Below are 23,626 nucleotides of genomic sequence, written 5' to 3'. Positions count from 1 at the left end.
ATACAAAAAAAGCATCTGAGGTTACTCAGATGCTTTTGCAAGAAAAATTTTCATTCTCAAATCTTCAAATTAGAAAAATTAACTTTTAGGTTTACCTTTTCTATGGTTTTCGAAATGCGTTCCGATTTTGCCGAGTGCTAATTCTAGTTGTTCCAAATGTGGTAAAAATACGATTCGGAAATGGTCTGGTTCTTTGAAGTTAAAGCCTGTTCCTGCCACAACCAAAATACGTTGTTCTTCCAACAAACTTAAGACAAAATCACCGTCATTTTTGAAGTCGAATTGTTTTAAATCAAATTTTGGAAAAAGGTACATTGCACCTTTAGGTTTTACACAAGATACCCCTGGAATAGCCACCAGTTTTTCGTGCGTCAAATTCATTTGTTTGTATAAACGGCCTGTTGGAATCACTAAGTCGTTGATTGACTGATAGCCCCCTAGCGCTGTTTGGATACCGTATTGCGTAATTACATTAGCACACAAACGCATACTTGCCATAAAAGTTAAGCCCTCGATATACGATTTTGCCTTGTGTTTTGCTCCAGTCAATACCATCCACCCTCCGCGGAAACCTGCAGCACGGTAGTTTTTGGACATACCACCCATTGTTACAATAAGTGTTTCCTCCGACATACCAGCGGTGGTGTGGTGCACCGCTCCGTCGTATAGAATTTTATCATAAATTTCGTCTGCAAAAACAATCAATTTATGTTTTTCAGCAATACGAACAATTCCTTCTACAATTTCTTTTTCGTAAACTGCTCCTGTTGGATTATTGGGATTAATTAAAACGATACCTCTAGTTTTCTTAGTGATTTTAGATTCGATATCTTTTAAATCTGGATTCCAATCCGAAGCCTCATCGCATACATAATGCACGGGCGTTCCTCCTGCAAGGCCTACCGAGGTAGTCCATAGGGGATAATCGGGTGAAGGAATCAAAATTTCATCTCCATTATTCAACAAAGCAGTCATTACCAAAGTAATCAGCTCACTCACCCCATTTCCGATGAAAACATCTTCGATTTCGACTTTTCTTACGCCACGACTCTGGTAATACTGCATAACGGCCTTGCGGGCGGCAAACAACCCTCTAGAATCGGCATAACCTTGAGCATTACGAATATTCATGATAATGTCATGAATAATCTCGTCTGGTGTCTCAAAGCCAAATGCCGCTGGGTTGCCGATGTTTAGAGAAGTGATTTTATAGCCCTCACGTTGTAATTGGAGAGCCTTCTCATAAACGGGACCACGAATGTCGTAGCGGAGCGCGTCAAGGCGACTACTTTTTAAGATTTCCATAATTGTTTTTGTAAGAAATATTTAGTCTTAGTGAGGGAAATAGACAAGAATAGCTCCTAAGTCGGGGAAAGAGAATCTGCGGATTGGTTGATTTGGGTTGGTTAACACTACATCTTTTGTACTAGACTTGGTTTTACTCAAACTCCTCTTGCGACACTACAATACCTTAAACTAGATGGCTGCTCTTGATTCAACTCAAGCTTGGGGCTAAATAGTTTTGTTTCAAATAAATAATGACGGCAAAGTTCCGAAAAAAATACGAATCCTACTTAAGCAGTAGAGATATTTTTTGAAAAGAAGAGGAAGGTTTTAAGAAAACAAGCCTTTCGACTTTATCATACTGGCCTCGTGTTTGCACTTGAACGGTAAAAATTAGTATACGTTTTATGCTTATTTGTATACAAATTAGAAAAGCTATACTTCGATGAATCGGCTAATGTTGATTTAATACTTTTTGTTTTTTGTTAAAATATAAATATTTGTTTTTCAGGATATTATATTTTAATAATCGTATTTTTTTACTTTGATAAATAGGGGTTGATTGTTGTTTTTATTTATAAAGATTCTATATAGTGAAACTAATACCTCTTCAAAGTTTGGCATAAATCGTAACGTTTTGGACAAAATGACGGTCAAGTATTTTAGCAGGATGAAAGAATATTTTGCACCAATATATTTCCTAACAACACATACCATGACTAAAAAGCTTTTTATTGTACTTAGCCTGGTGCTAACATTTACCTTAAGTATTCAGTCGTGTAAGACCGACGATATTACAGCCTCTGCCAGTATTACTGGATTAAATTGTACCGAAGCTACCTTTTCAGCCACAGCTACAAGTGGAACTTCGTATACCGCCACGGCCACAGTTCCGTATACAGGTGGTAATGGGGCTGCCTATGAAGCTGGCAGTCCTATAGCCTCTACTGGTGTGACTGGATTAACCGCAACGCTGTCGGCAGGACAATTAACGAGCGGAGCTGGAAATGCTACTTTTGTCATTACTGGAACGCCAGCTTCGGCGGGTACTGCCACTTTTGCGATTGATTTAGGCGGACAATCATGTACCCTTTCTTTGCCTGTAGTAGCTTCAAAGGCAAGTGTTTCTACCTTGACTTTGAGTAGTGTAGTACCCACTGCGGGAACTAGCGGAACAGCCTACAGTGGTGTGGCAACGCTAGCCTATACAGGAGGTAATGGTGGAACCTATGAGGTTTCGACGGCATCTTCAACGGGAGTAGAGGGTTTGACTGCTACTATTGATGCAGGAACATTGGCTTCGGGTTCGGGTACCTTAACTTATAAAATAGCAGGAACGCCCACTTCGGCAGGCACAGCAACATTTAATATAAGCTTCGGCGGACAAACCTGTACTATTACTATTACAATTGCGGCAGGTAGTACAGGAAGTGCCACTCCTGCGGTAGATACTGTGGTAATTGCCTTTTCAGGAACAACAGCCTCGGTGAGTAACCCTTACCAAAGCGCTGGTGTTACAGTAACTACAAGCGGTGCAGATGTAACAGTCAAGTCTACCAATACGACCAAAGAAATTGTTTATTTATTGTCAGGAACTGCCAGCAAGGGAAGTCTAAAATTATATAGTGATTACAAATATAATATTACCCTAAAAGGACTAAGCCTAACCAATACCACCGGGCCAGCGATAAATATTCAGTCGGGGAAAAAAGGAACAATTAATGTTGTGGCAGGAACTACAAATACCTTGGTAGACGGCACAACTTACACTACTAGTTCTGAAGACCAAAAGGGTACTTTATTCAGCGAAGGACAATTGAGCTTTATGGGTACAGGTACTCTCAATGTAACAGGTAACAGTAAACATGGTATTGCTTCTGACGACTTCATTACGGTAACTGAGACCACAATTATTGTAAAATCGGCGGCTACCGATGGTATTCATGCAAATGATTATTTCCAGATGGATAACGGTGTTGTTTCTGTAACCTCATCAGGAGATGGTATTGAGGCTGAAGAAGGATATATACTTATCAGCGGAGGAACCATCAATGTGTCGAGTGTCGATGATGGAATTACTGCTTCATACGATGGTACTGATGCTTCGATTACGCCATACGTCTTGATAAAAGGTGGAAAAATTACAGTAAATACTTCAGGAGAAAAAGGGAATGCCATTAAGAGTGAAAGTTATACTACGATTGGTACTTCAGACGCAGTTTCGCTGACAGTTTCAGGAAAAGGCGCTAAAGGTATTAAAACAGGAGGCGACTTTACGCTAACTTCTGGCACTGTTAAGATTACTACGACAGGAGCGGCTTATTATAATTCGACAGATGCTGATATTGCCGCACCAGCAGGTATTAATTGTGATAAAAATCTAGCAATTAAGGGTGGTGATTTAACTGTTGTTAGTTCTGGTCAAGGTGGTAAAGGTATTACCGTTGATGGTACTGCTACTGTCAATGGAGGTACTACTTCTATTACTGCTTCAGGAACAACCTATACTTATACCTCGGCCAATACTAGTGAGGCAAAAGGATTTAAGTGTGATGGTGCCTTTGTAATGAATAGTGGTACGCTTAATATTTCTGCCTCAGACGATGGTTTAAAGTCAAATACTTCTATTACCATAAACGATGGTACAGTGAATGTGACAAAATCGTATGAAGGAATGGAATCAATTTTTATAACCATTGCAGGAGGCGTATGTAATCTGACTGCCAGCAATGACGGTATCAATACATCCTACGGAACAGTTTCGGGTGGTACAGAATCAAACGATAATAGTCATTTGAAAGTTACGGGAGGTGTGTTAATCGTAACAGGTTCGGATGCAATAGATAGTAATGGTAATTTTACAATAAGTGGAGGATATGTGATTACCTACGGAAATGAAGATATAGATATAAACGGAAATTTCTTGGTAAATGGGGGAACGTTGATGGGAGCAGAGCCTGCTAGTAATATGACCAAAGCCATGAGTACTTCATCTACACAAGTGGGTATGTTTATAAAATCTAGTGCAACGGTGGCAACTTCTTCCTTATTTCATATTGAAGATGCAACAGGAAAAGATATTGTCACATTTAAACCTAAAGGTAGCTCAGCCTATTTTCATGTATCTACGCCAAGCATGACGAAAGGAGCTCAATATAAAATCTATTTTGGTGGAGCATATACAGGAGGTAGCTATGTTGGAGGTTCATCGGGCTGGGGTTTATATACAGGAGGAACTTATTCTACTTCTGGTGCGACCTTGAAGTCAACTACTACCACTTCAACCTCTAGCACGGTGAATACGATAACTTTCTAGTTAGATGTTGTTGGTTATGAGTATATTCGTTATTCGATAATGTTCATAATCAAAAGGTTACAAGAGATATGTGCCTTGCGTCTATGAATTTTATAATGAAAAAGGTGGTCGAAATTAATTTTTCGACCACCTTTTTATTTTTAACAGTTTAAAAACTGAATAAAACACTCATCCACTCGATCACCACTCACTCAATACATCTATACTTCAAACCCAAAAATCGGCTTATTCGTCTTCCATTTTCCACGGGTAAAGTCTGGAATCTGAACAGGTGCTGAGCCTTTAGCAATTGACATTTCCGACAATGGACTAATCGCAGACCAAGCGGCGGCATCGTACACGTCGATAGGAGGGGTTGTTTTATTTTTGACAGAATTAATGAAATCTCTTAAGACAAAATAGTCCATTCCTCCGTGACCAGCACCTACTGCCTCAGATTCAAATCTTTTCCAAATGCCATGATCATATTTCTTCATATATGCCTCATCCGATTCCCAAACGTCGGCTTTTGCAGAAACGTTTTCTACGTAGATTTGGTTACCATCATCCATCCATAATCCGCTATCGCCTTGTACCCTAAATCCAAGCGAATACGGGCGAGGAGAGTTTGTATCATGCGTAATAAGGATTGTTTCGCCATTGGCACACTTAATCATTGTTTGAACTACATCGCCAAGTTTAAATTTGACTTTTGCGTTTGGATGATTGGCGCCGCCTTTGTCAACAATGTATTTATGCAACGCTACGCCCTTCGAAGCCATCGAAGTCAAATACAAAAATTGATTTCCTCGGTTAATATTAATCATTTCGGCAACAGGCCCTAAGCCGTGTGTTGGATATAAATCGCCATTGCGGTCTACCGAGTGCTGTGTTCGCCATTTGGCTTCGCTAAAGCCTTTTTCCCCAAATTCTACGCCACCACCATAGGCTTGTTTACCATCATTGAATTTGACATGGCGCAAATCGTGTTCATAACCACATTCGAGGTGTGTGATTTCACCAAATAAATTTTCACGAACCATATTGAGTACAGCCATCACATCACGACGATAACATACGTTTTCGAGCAACATACAATGCGAACCTGTTTTCTCAAAAGTATTTACCAAATCCCACGATTCTTGCAATTTTACGGTGGCCGATACTTCCAAACCTGCGTATTTACCCGCATTCATAGTAGCCAATGCCATCGGAACGTGCCATTCCCAAGGAGTTGCAATAATGACGCCATCGATGTCGTCACGCTTTACCATATTTTCAAAATCACGTTCATTTTTACCATAACTTACGGCTTCTTTACGACCTTTATCCTTCAAGATTTTTTGAGCTTTAGCCAAAGCATCTGGGTCTATGTCACAAATACATGTTACTTCTACCTCAGGAAATGCCATTGCATTGGCAAGATGGTTTCGACCGCGTAAACCTGTGCCAATAAAACCAAGGCGTACTTTTCGGTCATCTTTTTTGGCAAAAACATCCTTGGGTAATACAAGCCCAGCGGCAAGAGCTAAGCCGCCTTTTTGTATAAAATCGCGTCGTTGAAGTGTATGATTTTTCATTGCTAATCTTTTGGTTTTAAATGGTAAATTTTAAATGGTTTCGTGGTGGTAAGTAAGTGGGCAAAATGAGTGCTTTAGGCATTAAGCTGTAGGCATTAGGCAAAAAGTCTTTATCATTTGAGAGCTGTAGGCTTTAAGCTGTAGGCATTAGGTAAAAAGTCTTTATCATTTCTTTCATTAGCCATTGAGAGCTTTAGGCTGTAAGCTGTAGGCATTAGGCAAATGGACTTTATCATTTCATAAAAACTTCTTTTTTACTTTAGCTTGTAGCTTAATGCTTAAAGCCTATAGCCTAAAGCCTATCGCCTAACCTTAACCTCCATTAAAATACTAAACTTTTAAATTTCTTAAGTATTCTTGAACTACTAATATATCTTGTTTAGAGGTTAAATCAGGTACATTTTCTGCCATTGGAATACAAGAAATGGGCTTTTTCAAGTCCCTAACCATAATCAAAAGAGTTGTTGGTAATTCTTTTTCATTCCTCTCTGGATGAAAAGGTGTTTTTTGTAAAGCAGGGAGCAAATCTGAGGCTTCAAATACGAAGGCATTCATGCTTACCCCTATGCGTCCATATTTTTCTAGAATGGCCTGCGCTTGTTCGTCTGAAGGTTTTTCTATAATATTTTGTAAGTGGCTATGCTGGTCAGATTCGATGATGGCAAATGCTTTGATTCTTTCCAATGGAAAATCCAAAGCTTCTCGGTCATAACTAATCAAGGCATTGGGATTGGGGCTGTTCCAAAGTGCCTCAAAAGCTTCTTTGGAATATAAATTGTCACTGTTGCAAACTACAATTTTTCCTTGTTGCCAATCAGGATGTTGTTCAAGTGCTTGTAAAACGGCATCTGCTGTTCCTGCGGGCTTAAGCCTATCTGCATAAATTTGCTGACGAGCAAACACAAAGTGTAGGTTCCAGCTATTGCCTTCATTTTCAAGTTTTTGATAGTATTGTTGGGTAAAATCATCGTCGGGGTGAAGTAGCATTAATACCTCACTAAAGCCTGCATTCGATGCATTTTCGAGTTGGTAATCAATCAAAGATTTACCCGAATCTCCAAGACCAATCATACCTTTGGTTAAGGTATTTGCCTGATTAGCCAAGGCTGGGTCTAAATCCTTGAGGTAAGGCGCGGCTTTTTTCATACGAGTTGCCGCGCCACCAGCAAGGATTACAATTCTACTAGTTTTCATAGGGTATTGGATGTGATAATAAGATTTTTGAATAAAGGTTTGATTCCTAGAGATGTGGTTGTTCCTCTCTTGTTCCTTCTGCTACCTCTATTATATAGGCTTTGCCACCTTCTTTTTCGATGGCCTCTACTACGTCTTCTGTATTGGTTGGTGCGTAGGCAAACATACAGCCCCCGCCTCCAGAGCCGTTGATTTTACCTCCCAAAGCTCCTGCACTTATTGCTGCATTAATCATTCTGTTGATTTTAGGTGTAGAAACTCTTTTAGCGTCTCTTAAATTATCTTGATGAGCGCTTAGCAATTGTCCCAATTTTGCATCGTTAAATTCTTCTTTTCCTTCAAACATTTTCTTTGCCGAACGCAAAATATCTCTGTCCGAAAGATTGCTATAAAACAAAGCGTACTCGTCCTTACTTAGTAGCGACTTATATTGCTCGGCACTTTCGATTGGTGCTTGATTTAATTGAAATTCAGGGAAGACTTTCTTGATTTTCTCGATTGCTTCCAACATTCCAAATTTGACATGTTTTAGAATACCGATAGTATCTTTTGGCTCAAGCGAATCCCCGAGAACAAATTTTCCGAGTGGTGCTTGATAGGCTTCGGCCACCGTCGTTGGACTAGTTTCCAAATACATAATATTACCAATTGAGGTTGCGTATTCGTCCATACACCCACCTGGTTCGCCAAATTCCTCGACCTCCGCCAAATATGCTAATCTTCCTATCTCTACAGGGTCGATTATCTGATTGGTTATTCTTAAAAGCAAATGAGTCCAAGCTACCACCAAAGCCGATGAGCTAGAAGTTCCCGAATTGATAGGGATATTACCATGCACTTTTGCTTTGACTCCTTGCTTTAATTCAATTCCTTTTTCTCTTTTTAAAACATTCAATACACTCTTAAAATAATCTCTGTCTTTCTGATATAGCTCAGCCTCAGACAATTGAAAGGTTTCTGAAGAATGAATATCTGGGAGTTCGATATGGATGGAAGGTTCGTTAGTAACACTTCCTTCTATATGAATACGTCTTGATATGGCAGCTGCTATTACAGGAAGTCCCAGATAATCCTGATGTTCGCCAAATAAGCAAATTCTGCCAGGGGTTGATATGTGCAAATTCTTCATAGTATGTAATGGGGTATTCAAATCTTCGTTACAAAGATAGTGTTATGAAAAAATGTAAATACTTCAAATACAGGCAATATGGTTAAATTTTTATTGTGCAATCGGTTGTGCAAAAGTGTACAACCGATTGTGCAATATGTGCAAAAAAACTAACTTGCTATCTAAAAATATTCAATTATGAGTCAGGTAACGATGAAAGATTTGGCAAAGCTCCTAGGAACCTCCGTTTCGACGGTTTCGAGGGCACTGCAAAACCATCCAAGAATTGGGTTGAAGATGAGGGAAGATGTAATGGCTTTGGCAAAAGAGCTAAAGTATAGTCCGAATACTACGGCCATCAATCTCAAAAAACAATCCACCAAAAATGTGGGGGTGGTAGTTCCATGGCTTACCGAGCAATTCTTTTCGTTAGCAATTACTGGAATTGAGGATATATTGTTTGAGAAAGGATACAGGGTAGTGTTGCAACAATCCAGAGATAATTTTGAAAGAGAAGAACAGGCTATCCATGGCCTGATGCGGCACGGAGTGGATGGTATAATCGTATCGATGGGGTCGGGAACTTATAATCATCGCCATTTTTTAGAAATAAATCAAAAAGGCATTCCGCTGGTGTTTTTTGATCGTGTGGTCAAAAGTTTACCGAATAGCTGCGTTTACACGGATATCACACAAGCGTCTTTTGAGGCTGTAGAATTGTTGTTGAACAAAGGTTTGACCAAAATCGCTTTGCTTAATGGTCCCAACACGATGCAATCGTCCAACGAAAGGCTAATGGGGTATGTAAATGCCCTAAAACAGCATCAAGTGCCTTTAAATCCAATTTATATCAAGACTACCGATTTGAGTTTGAGCGATACCATCAAAAAGACGAATGAGTTGTTGGATTTGGAAGAGCCCCCGCAGGCTATTTTTGCGTTTCATGATTATATGTCTTTAGATGCCATGCAGATTGCCAAAGAGCGTGGTTTTCAAATCAATAAAGACATTTTTTTTGTGAGTTTTTCCAATTTAAGTTTTTGTAAATATCTTGAAAAACCTCCTTTTGCTAGTATCGAACAATTTCCATACGAAATGGGGGCAAAAGCTGCCAATCTATTAGTAGAAGCCATGAAAAAGCCTGATGATTACCTGCGTGAGGAGGTAATCATTCGTTCCAAATTAATCGTGAGAGTTTAGTATAAAGATTTGAAGCTAGCCTTGCTAAAATTTGCTTTTTTAGCAAGTTCTGTACAATTTTAGGTTATGAACTGGAATGCTGATTTGGGACAAACCGAGAGAATGTTCATTGTCCTGTTTATTTTAATATATGTTTTTTACCTTTTAAGAGTTTTTTTGATTGCCAAAAAGCTCAAAACAAAGGCGCGGTCGAGCATCCTAAAGTTTGTGATGAGAAGCTGTTACTTTGCATTGCTAATCATGGCACTCATGGATCCTACTTTTGGTGAAATAAATAGTACTATCAGGGCAGAGGGTAGAGACCTATTTTTATTGGTTGACATCTCCAAATCTATGGATGCAACAGATGTACAGCCCAGTAGAATTGAGAAAACGAAATTTGAAATTAGTAGAATAGTGAATCATTTTACCAACGATAGGATAGGAGTTATTGTGTTTTCAGAAGATGCCTTTATGCTTTCGCCTCTTACCTTTGATCACAATGCTATCGCTTTGTTTATACCTCGAATCAGTACCGAACTGCTCCCAGCTGGTGGGACAAACTTTGGCCCAGCTTTGGAACTTGCACTCGAAAAACTTACCAAAATCAAAACTGGAAATAAATCTAAGGTAATTGTATTGATGAGCGACGGAGAAAATTTTGGAAATGTGGATTATGGGCTCATTAATAAGCTACGAAAAAATGGAATCAACCTATTTACCGTAGGAATAGGTACCTCGGCAGGTACAACACTTAAAGAGGGAAAATCCCTTAAAAAAGATGAGGATGGAAATATTGTTGTTACCAAATTGGAACCAGAACTTATGCGTAAAATGGCAGCGGAAACACGAGGAGGATATTATGAAGTACATAGCGTGTCGGAAAGCTTTGTGGATTTAATCAAACAAATTGAGAATATTTCTGCTAATTTGATTGACCAACGCACAGTTACGGTAACCGCCAACAAATATTTTTATTTTTTAGTGATAGCGCTATTTTTGCTAGGCATCGATGTCTTTTTTACCGTTCGCACATTTCAACTGTAGAAAATTTAAGCTAAAAGTTTTTTAAAGCGCTCAATTATACGATTTTTGCATAAAATATTATTTAGGAGATAATAAGTTGAATTATTTTATTTTTTACATATTTCTCTGGATATTGGAAAACGCATCATTTACGAAAGTAAGTGCCAGAAATTTGGCTAAAATAGAGTCCGAAAAGGCATTTAGAGAAAAACGATATACTGATGCTTTGAAATATTACCAGGTCATTTCGGATAATTCGTATTTTACTCCGCCAGAGGTTGTGCTAAACCAAGCGCATAGCTATTTGTTGACAAACGATACTTTGCGTGCACAAACTACCTACAGGCGGCTCATACACCTAGAAGATTATAAAATGGCCTCAACAACCTACTGTCAACTGGGCGTAATTAGTTGTGCGTTGAAAGACAGCGCACAAGCTTTGGTGTATCTTAAAGAAGCTTTAAAGCTTAATCCTCAAAATCAAATTGCCCGTTTCAATTTTGAATTGCTAAAACTCAAATTTCGAGGGTCCTCCAATGAATCCAAAGATGAGCAGCAATCTACATCGGCACCTCCTCCGCCGAGTTCTCAGAATGCTGAAGTTGATAATACCGATGCGCAAGATGAATTATTGAAAACGCTTAAAAATTATGGTCTCTCGCCTGAGAAGGCTCGAATGCTTCTTGAGGCTATGAAGAATAAAGAGGTACAGTATATCCAACAAAAGAATGGACTGCTCAAAAAGAATAAGTCTAATATGAAACAATCTTGGTAAAATGAATATTACCATGTAATCAGGCAACTTGTGCTTAAGTTAGGGCAGTAGGCAATAGGCGTTAGGAATTAGGCACTCGGCAAAGAGTTTTAATGTGTTTTTTAGTAACTATAGATATGTTTGTGCCAAATGCCCATTGCCGAAAGCCCATTGCCGAAAGCTAAATATATAAAGCTGTTTGTTATAAAATGAAAAAGACCTTATGCCATAAACATAGAACTTAACTCTTACTTTTGATCAATCGCATATTTAACCACCATTACAATATTTTAACTTTAACTTTATTATGCAAGAAGTGTATATCGTATCTGCCGTTAGAACACCAATAGGAAGCTTTGGCGGAGCTTTGTCGAGTTTATCAGCTACAGATTTGGGCAGTATTGCCATAAGAGGTGCCGTAGAAAAAGCTGGCATAAACCCCGAATTGGTTGAAGAAGTGCTCATGGGAAATGTTATTTCGGCCAATTTGGGGCAAGCTCCAGCGCGTATTGCAGCACTAAAAGCAGGCCTTCCGCACGAAACTCGCTGTACAACGATTAATAAAGTGTGTGCATCTGGCGCAAAAGCCATTATCTTTGCAGCTCAAAGCATCATGCTCGGAATGGCAGATGTAATTGTTGCTGGTGGGATGGAAAGTATGTCAAACGCACCCTACTATGTTCCTCGTGCTCGCTTTGGTTACAAATACGGCTCAAGCACTCTTGTCGATGGACTTGAAAAAGATGGATTATCCGATGCCTATGATGATTGTGCAATGGGTATATTTGCCGATAAAACTGCTCGTAAATACGGACTTTCTCGTGAAGACCAAGATGGTTTTGCCATGGAGTCCTATCGCCGAAGTGCCGACGCCACTGAGAAAGGCTATTTTGCTGATGAGATTATTCCAGTAGAGGTACAAACTCGCAAAGGCACTATCACGATTTCGGAGGATGAAGAATATAAAAATGTGAATTTTGACAAAATACCTAATCTCAAACCTGCATTTGAGAAAAAAGGAACAGTAACTGCAGCCAACGCCTCTACTTTAAATGATGGTGCGGCAGCGCTGGTATTGATGTCAAGAAAAAAGGCTGAAAAACTTAAATTACAGCCTCTCGCAAAAATAATTGGTTTTGCAGATGCCGAACAAGAACCAGCTTGGTTTACAACAACCCCAACTGTAGCGGTTCCCAAAGCAATTCGCATGGCAGGCCTTATCAAGGAGGAGGTAGATTTGTTTGAAATAAACGAGGCTTTTGCGGTGGTGCCTTTGGCCTTTGGAAAATTGCTTGAAATTCCTCAACACAAAATTAATGTACTCGGTGGAGCGGTGTCGCTAGGTCATCCGCTCGGAGCATCTGGTGCTCGTATAGTTACTACGCTGATTAGTGCCCTCACCCACAAAGGTGGTAGAATAGGCGCGGCGGGTATCTGTAATGGAGGCGGAGGTGCTTCGGCTATTGTGATAGAAAAAATGTAACTTCAATCGGTAGATGTTTCATTCGTGGATGCAACACACTGCCCAAAATACAATGAACGTAATAAAAAGTACCAATTTTAATTTTCCCAATCAAACGGGCTTTTACAAAGGTAAGGTAAGAGATGTTTACTCGTTCGAAGATTTACTGGTAATGGTAGCTTCCGACCGTATCTCGGCTTTTGATGTGGTGCTTCCTGAAGCAATCCCTTACAAAGGCCAAGTATTGAACCAAATTGCTGAACATTTCTTGAAAGCAACGCAGGATATCGTTCCGAATTGGTTATTGGCCGTACCCGACCCAAATGTAAGTGCTGGTCTAAAATGTGAAGCGTTTCCAGTCGAAATGGTAGTGCGTGGTTATTTGGCAGGTCATGCTGCTAGAACTTACAAGTCGGGGCTTCGTACGCTTTGTGGAGTCACATTACCAGAGGGATTGAAAGAAAATGACAAATTGCCTCAACCAATCATTACTCCTACCACCAAGGCTCATGAAGGGCACGACGAAGATATTTCTCGTGAGGCTATTCTCGAAAAGGGGCTTGTTTCGGAGGAAGATTATGTTCAGCTAGAAAAATATACCTTGGCATTATTTGAAAAAGGAACTCAGATGGCAGCTGAACAAGGGTTGATTTTGGTAGATACAAAATATGAATTTGGTAAGATAGATGGCAAAATCGTTTTAATCGATGAAATTCATACGCCTGACTCTTCCCGATATTTCTATGCTGAGGGTTATGCCGAACGTCAAGCTAGTGGCGAAGCTCAAAAGCAACTGTCAAAAGAGTTTGTTCGTGAGTGGTTGATTGCCAATAACTTTCAAGGTAAAGAAGGACAGGTTGTTCCTACAATGACGCCTGAATGGGTTAATCAGATTTCAGAACGTTATATCGAGCTTTTTGAAAAGGTTACAGGAAAAGCTTTTGAAAAATCAATTTCTACTAATATTTTGGAAAGAGTTGAACAAAACGTTCTGACATTTTTGGCCAATAGATAGCCTAGAAATTTGAACATTTTAGTAATAAATTGTACTTCTATAAGCTCTTGTTTTACAGGAGCTTATTTGTGATTTTGTGTACAAGTTTTTTTGTAAAAATTAGTAAATTGCATCATAAAATTTACCCAAGCTCATAAAAATCTATAGGATAAACAAGAGGTTGGAAATATTGCACAATACATTCAAAACCAAGCAAATCTACTTCGATTATTTAAGGTAGTAAGAAAATGAATTTTAAGATTGAAAAAAATGAGCAATATGCTCTTATCGAACTTAATGAAACAGCGTTAACTCAAGAAAATTACGCTGATTTCGAGAATATTATCCGCCAGCTCTTCCGTGCTGGGTATGGTAACATGATTATCAAATTTGATGAAGTTACCCTATTGGATGGCCATGGAGTTTCGGTAATTCGCAAAGCAAATAAAATCTGTTTGAACGAGCTCGGCTTGTTTATCATTGTAACCAAAAATGACGAAATTGTTGATCAGTTGGATCGTGCCAAAATCGAAGATTTAACGATTATGCCAACCGTCCAAGAAGCCATCGATGCGGTATTCTTGAACGAATTAGAAAATGACTTCCAATCCGAAGAAGAAGATGAATTTGGCGGTGGTTACAGCGAAAGTGAAGAAGATTATTGAGTAAATTGTATAATATAAAGAGATTAAAGTACTCCTCATAGAGGAATTTTTTAGTTTTCTGAACAAAAAAACCTTATTGGACGTTAGTCTGATAAGGTTTTTTTTTATCTTGTTCGCTTAATTATTTTGTTTACCATTAATTATAAAATTATAACAATTTGAGTTTCCATCTTACAATACTAGGTACGGGTTCGGCCAACCCTGTTGTTACACGTAATGCAACGTCACATTTTTTGATGGTGGAACAGGAAGGGTATTTGTTTGATTGTGGAGAGGCTACCCAAACACAATTAATTCGCTACAAGCTCAAAGCTACACGCATCAAATATATTTTTATCACCCATTTGCATGGCGACCATTTTTTTGGCTTAATAGGCTTACTCTCGACCCTAAATATGCATCATCGACTCGATGATTTATTTATCTATGGTCCCAAAGGATTATCCGAAATTTTGACCTTGCAGATGAAATATTCAGATACACGGTTGAATTTTAAAGTTCATTTTCAAGAAACTCGTTCCGAAGAATCCTATCTATTAATGGAAAATGAGTTTGTGAAAGTAACTACAATCCCATTAGTTCATCGAGTTTCTTGTTGTGGTTTCTTGATTGAGGAAAAAGAAAAGCCTCGTCGAATTATCAAGGGGCTATTGCCACCACACATTTCTATAGAGCAAATCAAGTGTTTGAAAGAGGGAAATGATGTACTTGATGAAAATGGTGAAATTCTCTATTCATCAGATTTTTATACCACAAAAGCACCAGAGTCCGATAGTTATGCGTTTTGTACTGATACTGCGTATCATCCAGATATTATCCCTATTATAAAAGGAGTAAAATTACTGTATCATGAAACGACCTTTCTGCATGAATTGGAAGAAAGAGCCAAAGAAACCTGCCATTCCACGGCCTTTCAAGCTGGTTTAATAGCCAAAGAGGCTCAAGTAGGTAATTTGCTGATAGGGCATTTTTCGTCTCGATACAAAGACTTAACGCCATTTATTAACGAAGCCAAGGAGGTTTTTCCTAAAAGTATTCTTGGTGAGGATGGTTTGACAATAGATTTTAGAGATTTGCTATAATTCAAAATTATCCCTCTTCTTCGCGATAGACATTGTGTCTTGATGTTTGGCTTTTAAAATGATAGACACAATTGAGCTTTGGGCTATCAGCCATGGGCACTCGGCAAAAACATATTTATCGTTACTAAAAGACAATTTAATACACTCTGCCTAGTGCCTGTTGCCTAGTGCCTTATTCTTATTGCCTGTTGCCTTATGCCTAAAACAAAAAAACTTAATTCTAATTTTCCCCACTTACTTCAAAGCCAAGATAGGTCTGCTTGCTAAGCAAATTTGATAGATATTTTATTTTAATACACTAATCCAGCCTTTAAAACTCTGCCTCGTAAACTTGAGTAAATAATAATAATCACCACTCACGATATCGTCAGCGAGCCATTCAAATTTTGAATTAAAGGATTGATAAACTTGTTGTCCCCAGCGATTAAAAATCTGGATATACTCAAACTTCTCAAAACATGAATTTTCGGGAATATTGGCAATAGTAAACGAATCGTTTTTGCCATCACCATTCGGTGTGATTACATTAGGAGGTGTAAAATTGAAATCAAATTCTTTATTTTTTACCAAAACACTTACTTTAGTTGTATCAAAACGCATTGGGCTGCATGAGTTATCTTCGGTAATAAAATTAATTACGAAAGTTTTTTCTTTTTCTTGTCCCAAAAGCTCACAACTAAGATTCCATTGAAAAGGAGAAGTAACCGAAGCGACGCCATTTTTATCACTCCAATTTATCCCGACACTAGATAGACTAAACCCTTGACCAATGCCATACAATTTGAGTGGGTCACTATCTGGGTCAGTTGCGTTCACATCAAAGGTCAAAGGAATTGCTTTTTCTCCGTCTAATATCAGGGTAATATTTTGCTCTTTCAGGGTTGTACTTACTTTCGGTTTGTTCGAATTTATAGGAGTAGGTTTAAATGCTATCGTCAAGGTGTCACTTTTACTAATATTGCAGTATTTTTCGGTTAAAATAAAATCTACTAAATAATCTGTTGTTCGAATTTGCTCGCAAATAGGTTTCCAAGTAAAAGGAGACTGAATACTGCCTGCCCCAGAAGCCCCATTAAAAGAAATACCAGCTTGGGCAAGCGTAAAACCTCGTCCGACGGCGCGTAAGCTAAGCGAATCTAAGTCTACATCTTTACCAAAAATATTATAGGACAAACTCGAGTTTATTGGTGCTGTAAGCGTACGGCTAATGGCATCGGTACTAATTAAAGATTTTGTATTATCTCTTGGCTGACGATAAACCTTTAGGGTTAGGGTATCACTCAATGATTGTGGACATCCGTTATCGCTAGTAAATATTTGAAAGACTAATGGTTTCCCATCAAAACTTTGCGAGCATTCATCCAAGCAAATTTCGGCTTTGAGCGTATCGGATTTTGACAAAATGTTATAGGCCACAGGAATATTCGCAAAACCTTTATCTGTAAAATTTTGGCCAACGACCTTAAGTCTTAGTTGTGTGTAAGGATTAGGGTCTGTAAAATACAGTTCGAAACACGCATTTTTTTGAGTGTTTGGAATCGTTATGATTTCATCTTTTCCAATCTTATTCAAACTACCTTTGAGTTTGGCATAGCTTATTGGGGCATTATTGATAGGACAGTCAACAACTTTTAACTGAAAATCTCGTAGAGCATAACCAATTCGTTTGCCTGCTCTGTATTCTTCTACTCGAACCGAAAAAACAAATAAGCCCAATTGATTGGCGGTAACACTAAGTCTTCCAGTTCTTGCATTTACACTTAAGGCAGGATTCCCAGGAATAGCATTGGTGTTTGAGTAACCTGTCGCCCAATTTACTCTTGGGTAATTTGTACTACCTGTCGGAAATTGCGGGTTCGGCGATTGCACAGAACTAAAGCCTGCTAGCGGCGTTACAATACTATACACCAGACTATCCCCATCGGCATCGGTTGCACTAAAGTCAAAACTGAAAGGCCTATTAATACAAATATAATCGCCCGACAAGTCCTTGAATTTTGGAGTTGAGTTGATAAACTCTACGTTGTTGACAGAAATAGCATGAAATTCTGTATAAAATAAAGAAGAAGTTCGGCCAGGATTAGTAATGTTTGAAATGACATCATTTCTACAGCATCGATCCCACACAATATAATATCCTTCTGGATCATTAAAATTGGCCGCCAGTAGCGTCACCAAAGTGGAATACTTAATGAGTTTTGTTCTTACGTTTCCATACTCTGCACAATCCGGATTGGTATAAGGAATTTGGACATTGGAAGTCAAAGGTACTACCACATAGCCAACCATAGTATTATCCTTTTTTCTAAAAAAACCTAGGGTGACAGTTTGATCCAAGGCACCTGGCTGACCATTAATTGCATCGAAATACAAATTGAGAGAGAGTTTGTGGGTATAACCTTGGTTGCTTATACGTTGTAGGTCGATATCTCCACCTACAATGTGGGTGGCTTTTCCTTGTAAATAACCTAAGAGTAAAAAAAAACAGAGTAAAGCTTTCTTCATAGAGTAGTTGTAGTTTCGAGTTTAGTAAGATAAAGTAAAATGATTCTCGTAGGTAAGCAATTGTGATTTTTGAAGATTTTATGTAAATTACAAGTAATTTGTTAGATACAAAAACAATTCACTTATACGACAGCTTGTATAGCCGAAAGGTTGCCAACCTTTTCGAAAATTTCTTTTAAGTGTCTGCTAGTCTATATTTTAGCAAAGCACTTCATGCTTCATCATCAATACTCATTTAGATAATACTCCTAATCATTTATATTTTTATTTAGTTAAAAATTTTGGTGGCAAGAAAACTTGTTCAAGACAGCATTTTTGCGTTCAAATCAAAAAGAAGTCTACTGTTTTTGTAGTTTAAATAGTAGTGGATTTTTGAGCAGAAATAGCAGAAAAAAGGAAGCTTTGAGGGTAATTTTAGAAAAAAAATAAAGGTTTTTTTTGAAAAAACTATAAGGTTTAAAAAAAGCTTAATTTTGATTTATTTTTTGCAAAAATCCTTTTTTTAGGTTTTTATTTTAGGTTAAAATGTTGTTAAAAGTGAATAATTTGATTTTATTGGTAGTAAAAAAGCGCTTTTTTGTAAAAATACTTATGTTGTATTGAATTGTATCTAACTAAGAATATTTTTTGCAAAAACTTGATTTTGTTCAATACAGATGATTATTCGGCAAAAAGCTATTTTATCCAAATAATTTTTTGTATATCTTTGTAAAAGCGAAATAGAGTGCAGTATATATAGCCATAATCACAAAGAAAGGACGGATAATATTTTACGAAATAATTTTGATTTTGTCAATAAAACCTCTAAAATATTTACAACTTTTCAAAAGAAGAAGGATAATAATACCACTATAATAAATAAAGGCTACCTAGAACAGGTTAAAACTTAAACTTTTAAAAAACAAACCCCATTACCATGACTAACTTTGATAATCAAGGGTTGTATCGCAAGGAATTCGAACATGATGCTTGTGGTATCGGTTTCGTAGCGAACATGAAAGGTAGAAAGTCACACAAAGTGGTGGCTGATGCAATTCAAATGCTTATTCGCATGGACCACCGTGGAGCTTGTGGCTGCGACCCTAATTCTGGTGACGGTGCTGGTATTCTAGTACAAATTCCTCACGAATTCTTCCTTGAAGAATGTACAAAACTTGGCATCGATTTGCCGGCTGCCTTAGATTATGGCGTCGGTATGGTTTTCTTTCCAAAAGATGAAACTACTCGTAATGAGTGTAAGGAAATCATTGCACGAAAGGCTAAGAAGTTAGGTCTGGAAATTTTGGGTTATCGTGTTGTCCCTTGTGACAATTCAGAAATTCAAGGTGCTGAATCTGGAAATACAGAGCCTCAAATGGAACAATTGTTCATCAAACGTCCTGATGACCAAGATGAATTAACGTTTGAGCGTAAATTGTATGTGTTCCGTCAGTACACTGCGAGAGTAATCAACGAAACGGTGAAAGCTGTGGAAGGTAAATTCTACTACGCTTCGCTTTCGGCTCGCACCATCATTTACAAAGGTATGTTGACTACGATGCAAGTACCGGGTTATTTTGATGATTTGCGCCGTGATGAGTTTACGTCTGCTTTGGCGATTGTACACTCACGTTTCTCTACTAATACATTCCCAGAATGGCGTTTGGCTCAACCATTCCGCTACATAGGCCACAATGGTGAGATTAATACCGTAAAAGGTAACTCTTCTTGGATGCAAGCGCAGTCGGCATTGTTCCAGTCTGACTTGTTTACAAAAGAAGAAATGGAGATGATTTTGCCAGTATGTCAGCTAGGGCAGTCTGATTCGGCTGTTCTCGACAATGCGGTTGAATTATTGACTTTATCTGGTCGTTCATTGCCTCATGTAATGATGATGTTGATTCCTGAAGCATGGGATGGTAACGAGCATATCGAAGATTATAAACGTGATTTCTACGAATACCACGCTGCATTGATGGAGCCTTGGGACGGTCCGGCTTCTATCTCTTTTACAGATGGTAAAATTATTGGTGCTACGCTTGACCGCAATGGTTTGCGCCCATCTCGTTTCTGGGTAACTAGCGACGATTTCGTAATCATGGCTTCTGAAGCTGGGGTATTGGATATTGACCAATCTACAGTTATCAAAAAAGGTCGTTTACAACCAGGTAAAATGTTCATCGTTGATATGGAACAAGGTCGTATCATTCCTGACGATGAATTGAAAGAAAAAATCTGTAAACAACAACCTTATGGAGAATGGTTGAAGGCTAACAAAATTAAAGTTGAAGACCTTCCTGCTGCTGGAGCTGAGTACCGTGCTCCATTCGAAAGAGAATTGTTGTTGCGTCAACAAGTATTTGGCTTCACTACCGAAGACCTTCGTGTAGTGTTGTCACAGATGGTTGAGACTGGTAAAGAGGCATTAGGCTCAATGGGTGTAGATACTCCATTGGCGATTTTGTCTGACCAAGCGCAACATTTATCATACTATTTCAAACAATTGTTTGCTCAAGTAACCAACCCTCCAATTGACCCTATCCGCGAACGTACGGTAATGTCATTGTTGTCGGATATTGGTGGTTTGAAAAACTTGTTGAAAGAAACACCAGAACATTGTCGTCAAATCGAAATTCGTCAACCAGTATTAACCAATGCTGAGATTGAGAAAATTCGTTGGATTGATCACAAAAACTTCCATACAAAATCGATTCATACAACTTTCAGAGCTAATGGCGAGAAAGGACAATTGAAGCGTGCTTTGGATAGAATTTGTCAATACGCTGAAGATGCAGTAGATGATGGTTATGCCATTTTGTTGTTGACCGACCGTGGTGTAGATAGCTCACACGCGCCAATTCCTTCTTTATTGGCTACAGCGGCGGTTCATCATCATTTGATTCGTAAAGGAAAACGTGCACAAGTAGGTCTTATCGTTGAGGCTGGTGACGTTTGGGAAACACATCACTTTGCTACCTTGATTGGTTTTGGTGCTTCGGCAGTAAACCCATACATGGCTTTCGAAACCATTCGTGGTATGAAAGACAAAGGTATTTTGCAAGTAGATTATCCTTACGAAAAATTACAACAAAACTACATCAAAGCCGTAAATGGTGAGTTGTTGAAAATCTTCTCTAAAATGGGTATTTCAACACTTCAATCTTACCAAGGTGCTCAAATCTTCGAAATCGTTGGTTTGGCAAAAGAGGTAGTTGATAAATATTTCTCTGGAGCTATATCTCGTATTGGTGGTATCGATTTGGAAGGTATCCAAAAAGAAGCCCTAATCAAACATACGAATGGATATCCTGAACAACCAGTAGCTAACCCGAAACTAGAAGTAGGTGGTGTGTACCAATGGAAACACCGTGGTGAGGCTCACTTGTTTAACCCTGAAACAATCCACTTATTACAACAGTCTACTAAAACAAACAACTATCAGTTGTTTAAGAAATACTCGAAGATTGTAGATGATCAAACGGAGAAAGCGATGACGCTTCGTGGATTGTTGAAATTCAAAAAAGGTACTCCTGTACCAATCGAGGAAGTTGAACCAGTTGAGAGTATCTTCAAGCGCTTTGCTACGGGAGCTATGTCATTCGGTTCTATTTCTTACGAAGCTCACACTACTTTGGCTATTGCCATGAACCGTATTGGTGGTAAATCAAATACAGGTGAAGGTGGTGAAGACCCAATCCGTTTTGAGCCAATGGCAAACGGTGACTCTATGAACTCTGCTATCAAGCAAGTTGCTTCGGGTCGTTTTGGGGTAACTGCTCACTATTTGACAAACGCACAAGAGCTACAAATCAAAATGGCTCAAGGCGCTAAGCCAGGTGAAGGTGGTCAGCTGCCAGGTCACAAAGTAGATGATTGGATTGGTAAAACGCGTCACTCAACGCCAGGTGTAGGTTTGATTTCGCCTCCTCCTCACCACGATATTTATTCAATCGAGGACTTAGCACAGTTGATTTTTGACCTTAAAAATGCAAACCGTGCTGCTCGTATCTCAGTAAAATTGGTATCAGAAGCAGGTGTAGGTACTATCGCGGCGGGTGTTGCTAAGGCACACGCTGACCATATCTTGATTGCTGGTCACGATGGAGGTACAGGTGCTTCGCCACTTTCTTCTATCCGTCACGCAGGTTTGCCTTGGGAACTTGGTTTGGCTGAAACACACCAAACATTGGTTCGTAACAAATTGCGTGGTCGTGTGACTGTTCAAACTGACGGTCAAATCAAAACAGGTCGTGACCTTGCTATCGCTGCCTTGTTAGGTGCTGAAGAGTTTGGTGTAGCAACAGCTGCATTGGTTACAGCAGGTTGTATCATGATGCGTAAGTGTCACTTGAATACTTGCCCTGTGGGGGTAGCTACTCAAGACCCACGCTTGCGTGCAATGTACACTGGTAACCCTGATCACGTAGTAAACTTGTTCTATTTCTTGGCACAGGAGCTTCGTGAATTAATGGCTGAACTTGGTTTCCGTACCGTGAATGAAATGGTCGGTCAAGTGGATCGCCTAGAAATGAAAGAAAATATCCAACACTGGAAATACAAACATTTAGATCTTTCTCCAATCTTGTTCAAACAGCCAATGTCATTAGATGTTGCATTATACAAACAAGAAGAACAAGATCATGGTTTGGATGTACAAGTTGACTGGGATTTGTTAAAAGCTGCAAAACCAGCTATTGACAACCAAGAAAAAGTATATGGTGAATTTGAAGTAATCAACGTAAACCGTACGATTGGTACCATGCTTTCTAACGAAATTACGAAAGTATACGGTGCAAAAGGTTTACCAAATGACACAATCCACTTCAAGTTTACAGGTACAGCTGGACAATCGTTTGGAGCATTCTCTGTCAATGGTATTACATTTGAATTAGAAGGTGATGCCAACGACTATATCGGAAAAGGTCTTTGTGGAGCTAAATTGATTGTTTATCCAAACAAAAAAGCGCCATTTAATCCTTCTGAAAACTCGGTAGTAGGTAACGTATCATTCTACGGTGCCACTTCTGGTGAGGCCTATTTACGTGGTATGGCTGGTGAGCGTTTTTGCGTACGTAACTCGGGTGCTAAAGTAGTAGTAGAAGGTATCGGTGACCACGGTTGCGAATATATGACTGGTGGATTGGTCGTGATTTTGGGCGATACTGGTCGTAACTTCGGAGCAGGTATGTCGGGTGGTGTAGCGTATGTGCTGAATGCTAAAGGTGATTTTGCTTCTAAAGTAAACCCTGAAATGGTAGCTATCGAAGAATTGACACAAGAAGATGAGTCAATCTTGAAACTATATGTTGAGCAACATTTGCAATATACTAACTCAGATGTAGCTAAAAGAATCTTAGACAACTGGTCTGACTCATTAGCACAATTTGTTAAGGTAATGCCACAAGACTTCAAGAAAGCACTTGCTTCTCGTAATGTTACAGTTGCAGAGGTTCTTGAAAATAAAGATGTGGTGTACAAAGACATCCAAGTTGAAATTGCTCACTAATCCTTTTTGAAAG

General features: G+C 38.9%; 14 protein-coding genes. 9 read left to right on the top strand and 5 right to left on the bottom strand.

What is annotated here, in order from left to right; translation table 11 throughout:
* Positions 1-78: 78 nt before the first annotated feature.
* Entirely contained in the window at positions 79-1,305 is a 1,227-nt protein-coding gene (locus ACOVQ4_RS11265; RefSeq protein WP_421820742.1) for a pyridoxal phosphate-dependent aminotransferase, read from the bottom strand.
* Positions 1,306-1,999: 694 nt separating this feature from the next.
* Between ACOVQ4_RS11265 and ACOVQ4_RS11260 the strand changes: the two genes are divergently transcribed.
* Positions 2,000-4,600 (top strand): carbohydrate-binding domain-containing protein, encoded by a 2,601-nt coding sequence (locus ACOVQ4_RS11260; protein WP_421820741.1) that lies wholly within the window; start codon positions 2,000-2,002, stop codon positions 4,598-4,600.
* Between the two features lie 200 nt (positions 4,601-4,800).
* Here the strand turns inward: ACOVQ4_RS11260 and ACOVQ4_RS11255 are convergent, their stop codons facing one another.
* From ACOVQ4_RS11255 to ACOVQ4_RS11245, 3 genes are all read right to left on the bottom strand, one after another.
* Positions 4,801-6,159, bottom strand: coding sequence for a Gfo/Idh/MocA family protein (locus tag ACOVQ4_RS11255; protein WP_421820740.1), 1,359 nt, complete (start codon positions 6,157-6,159; stop codon positions 4,801-4,803).
* A 330-nt stretch (positions 6,160-6,489) separates the two neighbouring features.
* Positions 6,490-7,353, bottom strand: a complete 864-nt coding sequence (locus tag ACOVQ4_RS11250; RefSeq protein WP_421820739.1) for a sugar phosphate nucleotidyltransferase — start codon at positions 7,351-7,353, stop codon at positions 6,490-6,492.
* 46 nt (positions 7,354-7,399) lie between these two features.
* Positions 7,400-8,482: a mevalonate kinase family protein gene (locus ACOVQ4_RS11245; protein WP_421820738.1), complete on the bottom strand. Its 1,083-nt coding sequence runs from the start codon at positions 8,480-8,482 to the stop codon at positions 7,400-7,402.
* A gap of 177 nt (positions 8,483-8,659) precedes the next feature.
* On the opposite strand from ACOVQ4_RS11245, the gene ACOVQ4_RS11240 reads away from it, so the two are divergent.
* The 7 genes from ACOVQ4_RS11240 to ACOVQ4_RS11210 all read left to right on the top strand — a co-directional run bounded on the left by ACOVQ4_RS11240 (position 8,660) and on the right by ACOVQ4_RS11210 (position 15,623).
* Positions 8,660-9,661, top strand: a complete 1,002-nt coding sequence (locus ACOVQ4_RS11240) for a LacI family DNA-binding transcriptional regulator (protein WP_421820737.1) — start codon at positions 8,660-8,662, stop codon at positions 9,659-9,661.
* Between the two features lie 240 nt (positions 9,662-9,901).
* Positions 9,902-10,687 carry a vWA domain-containing protein gene (locus ACOVQ4_RS11235; protein WP_421820736.1) on the top strand — a complete coding sequence of 262 codons (786 nt, stop codon included), beginning with the start codon at positions 9,902-9,904 and terminating at the stop codon, positions 10,685-10,687.
* 112 nt (positions 10,688-10,799) lie between these two features.
* Positions 10,800-11,441 (top strand): tetratricopeptide repeat protein, encoded by a 642-nt coding sequence (locus ACOVQ4_RS11230; protein ID WP_421820735.1) that lies wholly within the window; start codon positions 10,800-10,802, stop codon positions 11,439-11,441.
* A gap of 286 nt (positions 11,442-11,727) precedes the next feature.
* Positions 11,728-12,903, top strand: a complete 1,176-nt coding sequence (locus ACOVQ4_RS11225; protein ID WP_421820734.1) for an acetyl-CoA C-acyltransferase — start codon at positions 11,728-11,730, stop codon at positions 12,901-12,903.
* 52 nt (positions 12,904-12,955) lie between these two features.
* The gene (locus ACOVQ4_RS11220; RefSeq protein ID WP_421820733.1) at positions 12,956-13,897 is read left to right on the top strand and encodes a phosphoribosylaminoimidazolesuccinocarboxamide synthase; all 942 of its coding nucleotides are present in this window, start codon (positions 12,956-12,958) and stop codon (positions 13,895-13,897) included.
* 227 nt (positions 13,898-14,124) lie between these two features.
* Positions 14,125-14,541, top strand: a complete 417-nt coding sequence (locus tag ACOVQ4_RS11215) for an STAS domain-containing protein (protein WP_421820732.1) — start codon at positions 14,125-14,127, stop codon at positions 14,539-14,541.
* 158 nt (positions 14,542-14,699) lie between these two features.
* Complete coding sequence (locus ACOVQ4_RS11210) at positions 14,700-15,623, top strand: ribonuclease Z (RefSeq protein WP_421820731.1); 924 nt, start codon at positions 14,700-14,702, stop codon at positions 15,621-15,623.
* Positions 15,624-15,908: 285 nt separating this feature from the next.
* On the opposite strand, the gene ACOVQ4_RS11205 is transcribed toward ACOVQ4_RS11210, so the two are convergent.
* Positions 15,909-18,128, bottom strand: coding sequence for a gliding motility-associated C-terminal domain-containing protein (locus ACOVQ4_RS11205; RefSeq protein ID WP_421820730.1), 2,220 nt, complete (start codon positions 18,126-18,128; stop codon positions 15,909-15,911).
* Positions 18,129-19,044: 916 nt separating this feature from the next.
* Here ACOVQ4_RS11205 and gltB point away from each other — a divergent pair.
* Positions 19,045-23,613, top strand: coding sequence for a glutamate synthase large subunit (gltB, locus tag ACOVQ4_RS11200; RefSeq protein ID WP_421820729.1), 4,569 nt, complete (start codon positions 19,045-19,047; stop codon positions 23,611-23,613).
* The last annotated feature ends 13 nt before the right edge of the window (positions 23,614-23,626 follow it).

The organism is Flectobacillus sp., from assembly GCF_049240685.1.
Lineage (GTDB): Bacteria > Bacteroidota > Bacteroidia > Cytophagales > Spirosomataceae > Flectobacillus.
The sequence above is the reverse complement of the archived record's forward strand: the minus strand, read 5'-3'. Positions and strand labels throughout refer to the sequence as shown.

What these genes read in the sequence shown, in the direction of transcription:
- ACOVQ4_RS11265 (WP_421820742.1), bottom strand. Translation starts at nt 1,305, where the DNA reads ATGGAAATCTTAAAAAGTAGTCGCCTTGACGCGCTCCGCTACGACATT.
- ACOVQ4_RS11260 (WP_421820741.1), top strand. Translation starts at nt 2,000, where the DNA reads ATGACTAAAAAGCTTTTTATTGTACTTAGCCTGGTGCTAACATTTACC.
- ACOVQ4_RS11255 (WP_421820740.1), bottom strand. Translation starts at nt 6,159, where the DNA reads ATGAAAAATCATACACTTCAACGACGCGATTTTATACAAAAAGGCGGC.
- ACOVQ4_RS11250 (WP_421820739.1), bottom strand. Translation starts at nt 7,353, where the DNA reads ATGAAAACTAGTAGAATTGTAATCCTTGCTGGTGGCGCGGCAACTCGT.
- ACOVQ4_RS11245 (WP_421820738.1), bottom strand. Translation starts at nt 8,482, where the DNA reads ATGAAGAATTTGCACATATCAACCCCTGGCAGAATTTGCTTATTTGGC.
- ACOVQ4_RS11240 (WP_421820737.1), top strand. Translation starts at nt 8,660, where the DNA reads ATGAGTCAGGTAACGATGAAAGATTTGGCAAAGCTCCTAGGAACCTCC.
- ACOVQ4_RS11235 (WP_421820736.1), top strand. Translation starts at nt 9,902, where the DNA reads ATGGCACTCATGGATCCTACTTTTGGTGAAATAAATAGTACTATCAGG.
- ACOVQ4_RS11225 (WP_421820734.1), top strand. Translation starts at nt 11,728, where the DNA reads ATGCAAGAAGTGTATATCGTATCTGCCGTTAGAACACCAATAGGAAGC.
- ACOVQ4_RS11220 (WP_421820733.1), top strand. Translation starts at nt 12,956, where the DNA reads ATGAACGTAATAAAAAGTACCAATTTTAATTTTCCCAATCAAACGGGC.
- ACOVQ4_RS11215 (WP_421820732.1), top strand. Translation starts at nt 14,125, where the DNA reads ATGAATTTTAAGATTGAAAAAAATGAGCAATATGCTCTTATCGAACTT.
- ACOVQ4_RS11205 (WP_421820730.1), bottom strand. Translation starts at nt 18,128, where the DNA reads ATGAAGAAAGCTTTACTCTGTTTTTTTTTACTCTTAGGTTATTTACAA.
- gltB (WP_421820729.1), top strand. Translation starts at nt 19,045, where the DNA reads ATGACTAACTTTGATAATCAAGGGTTGTATCGCAAGGAATTCGAACAT.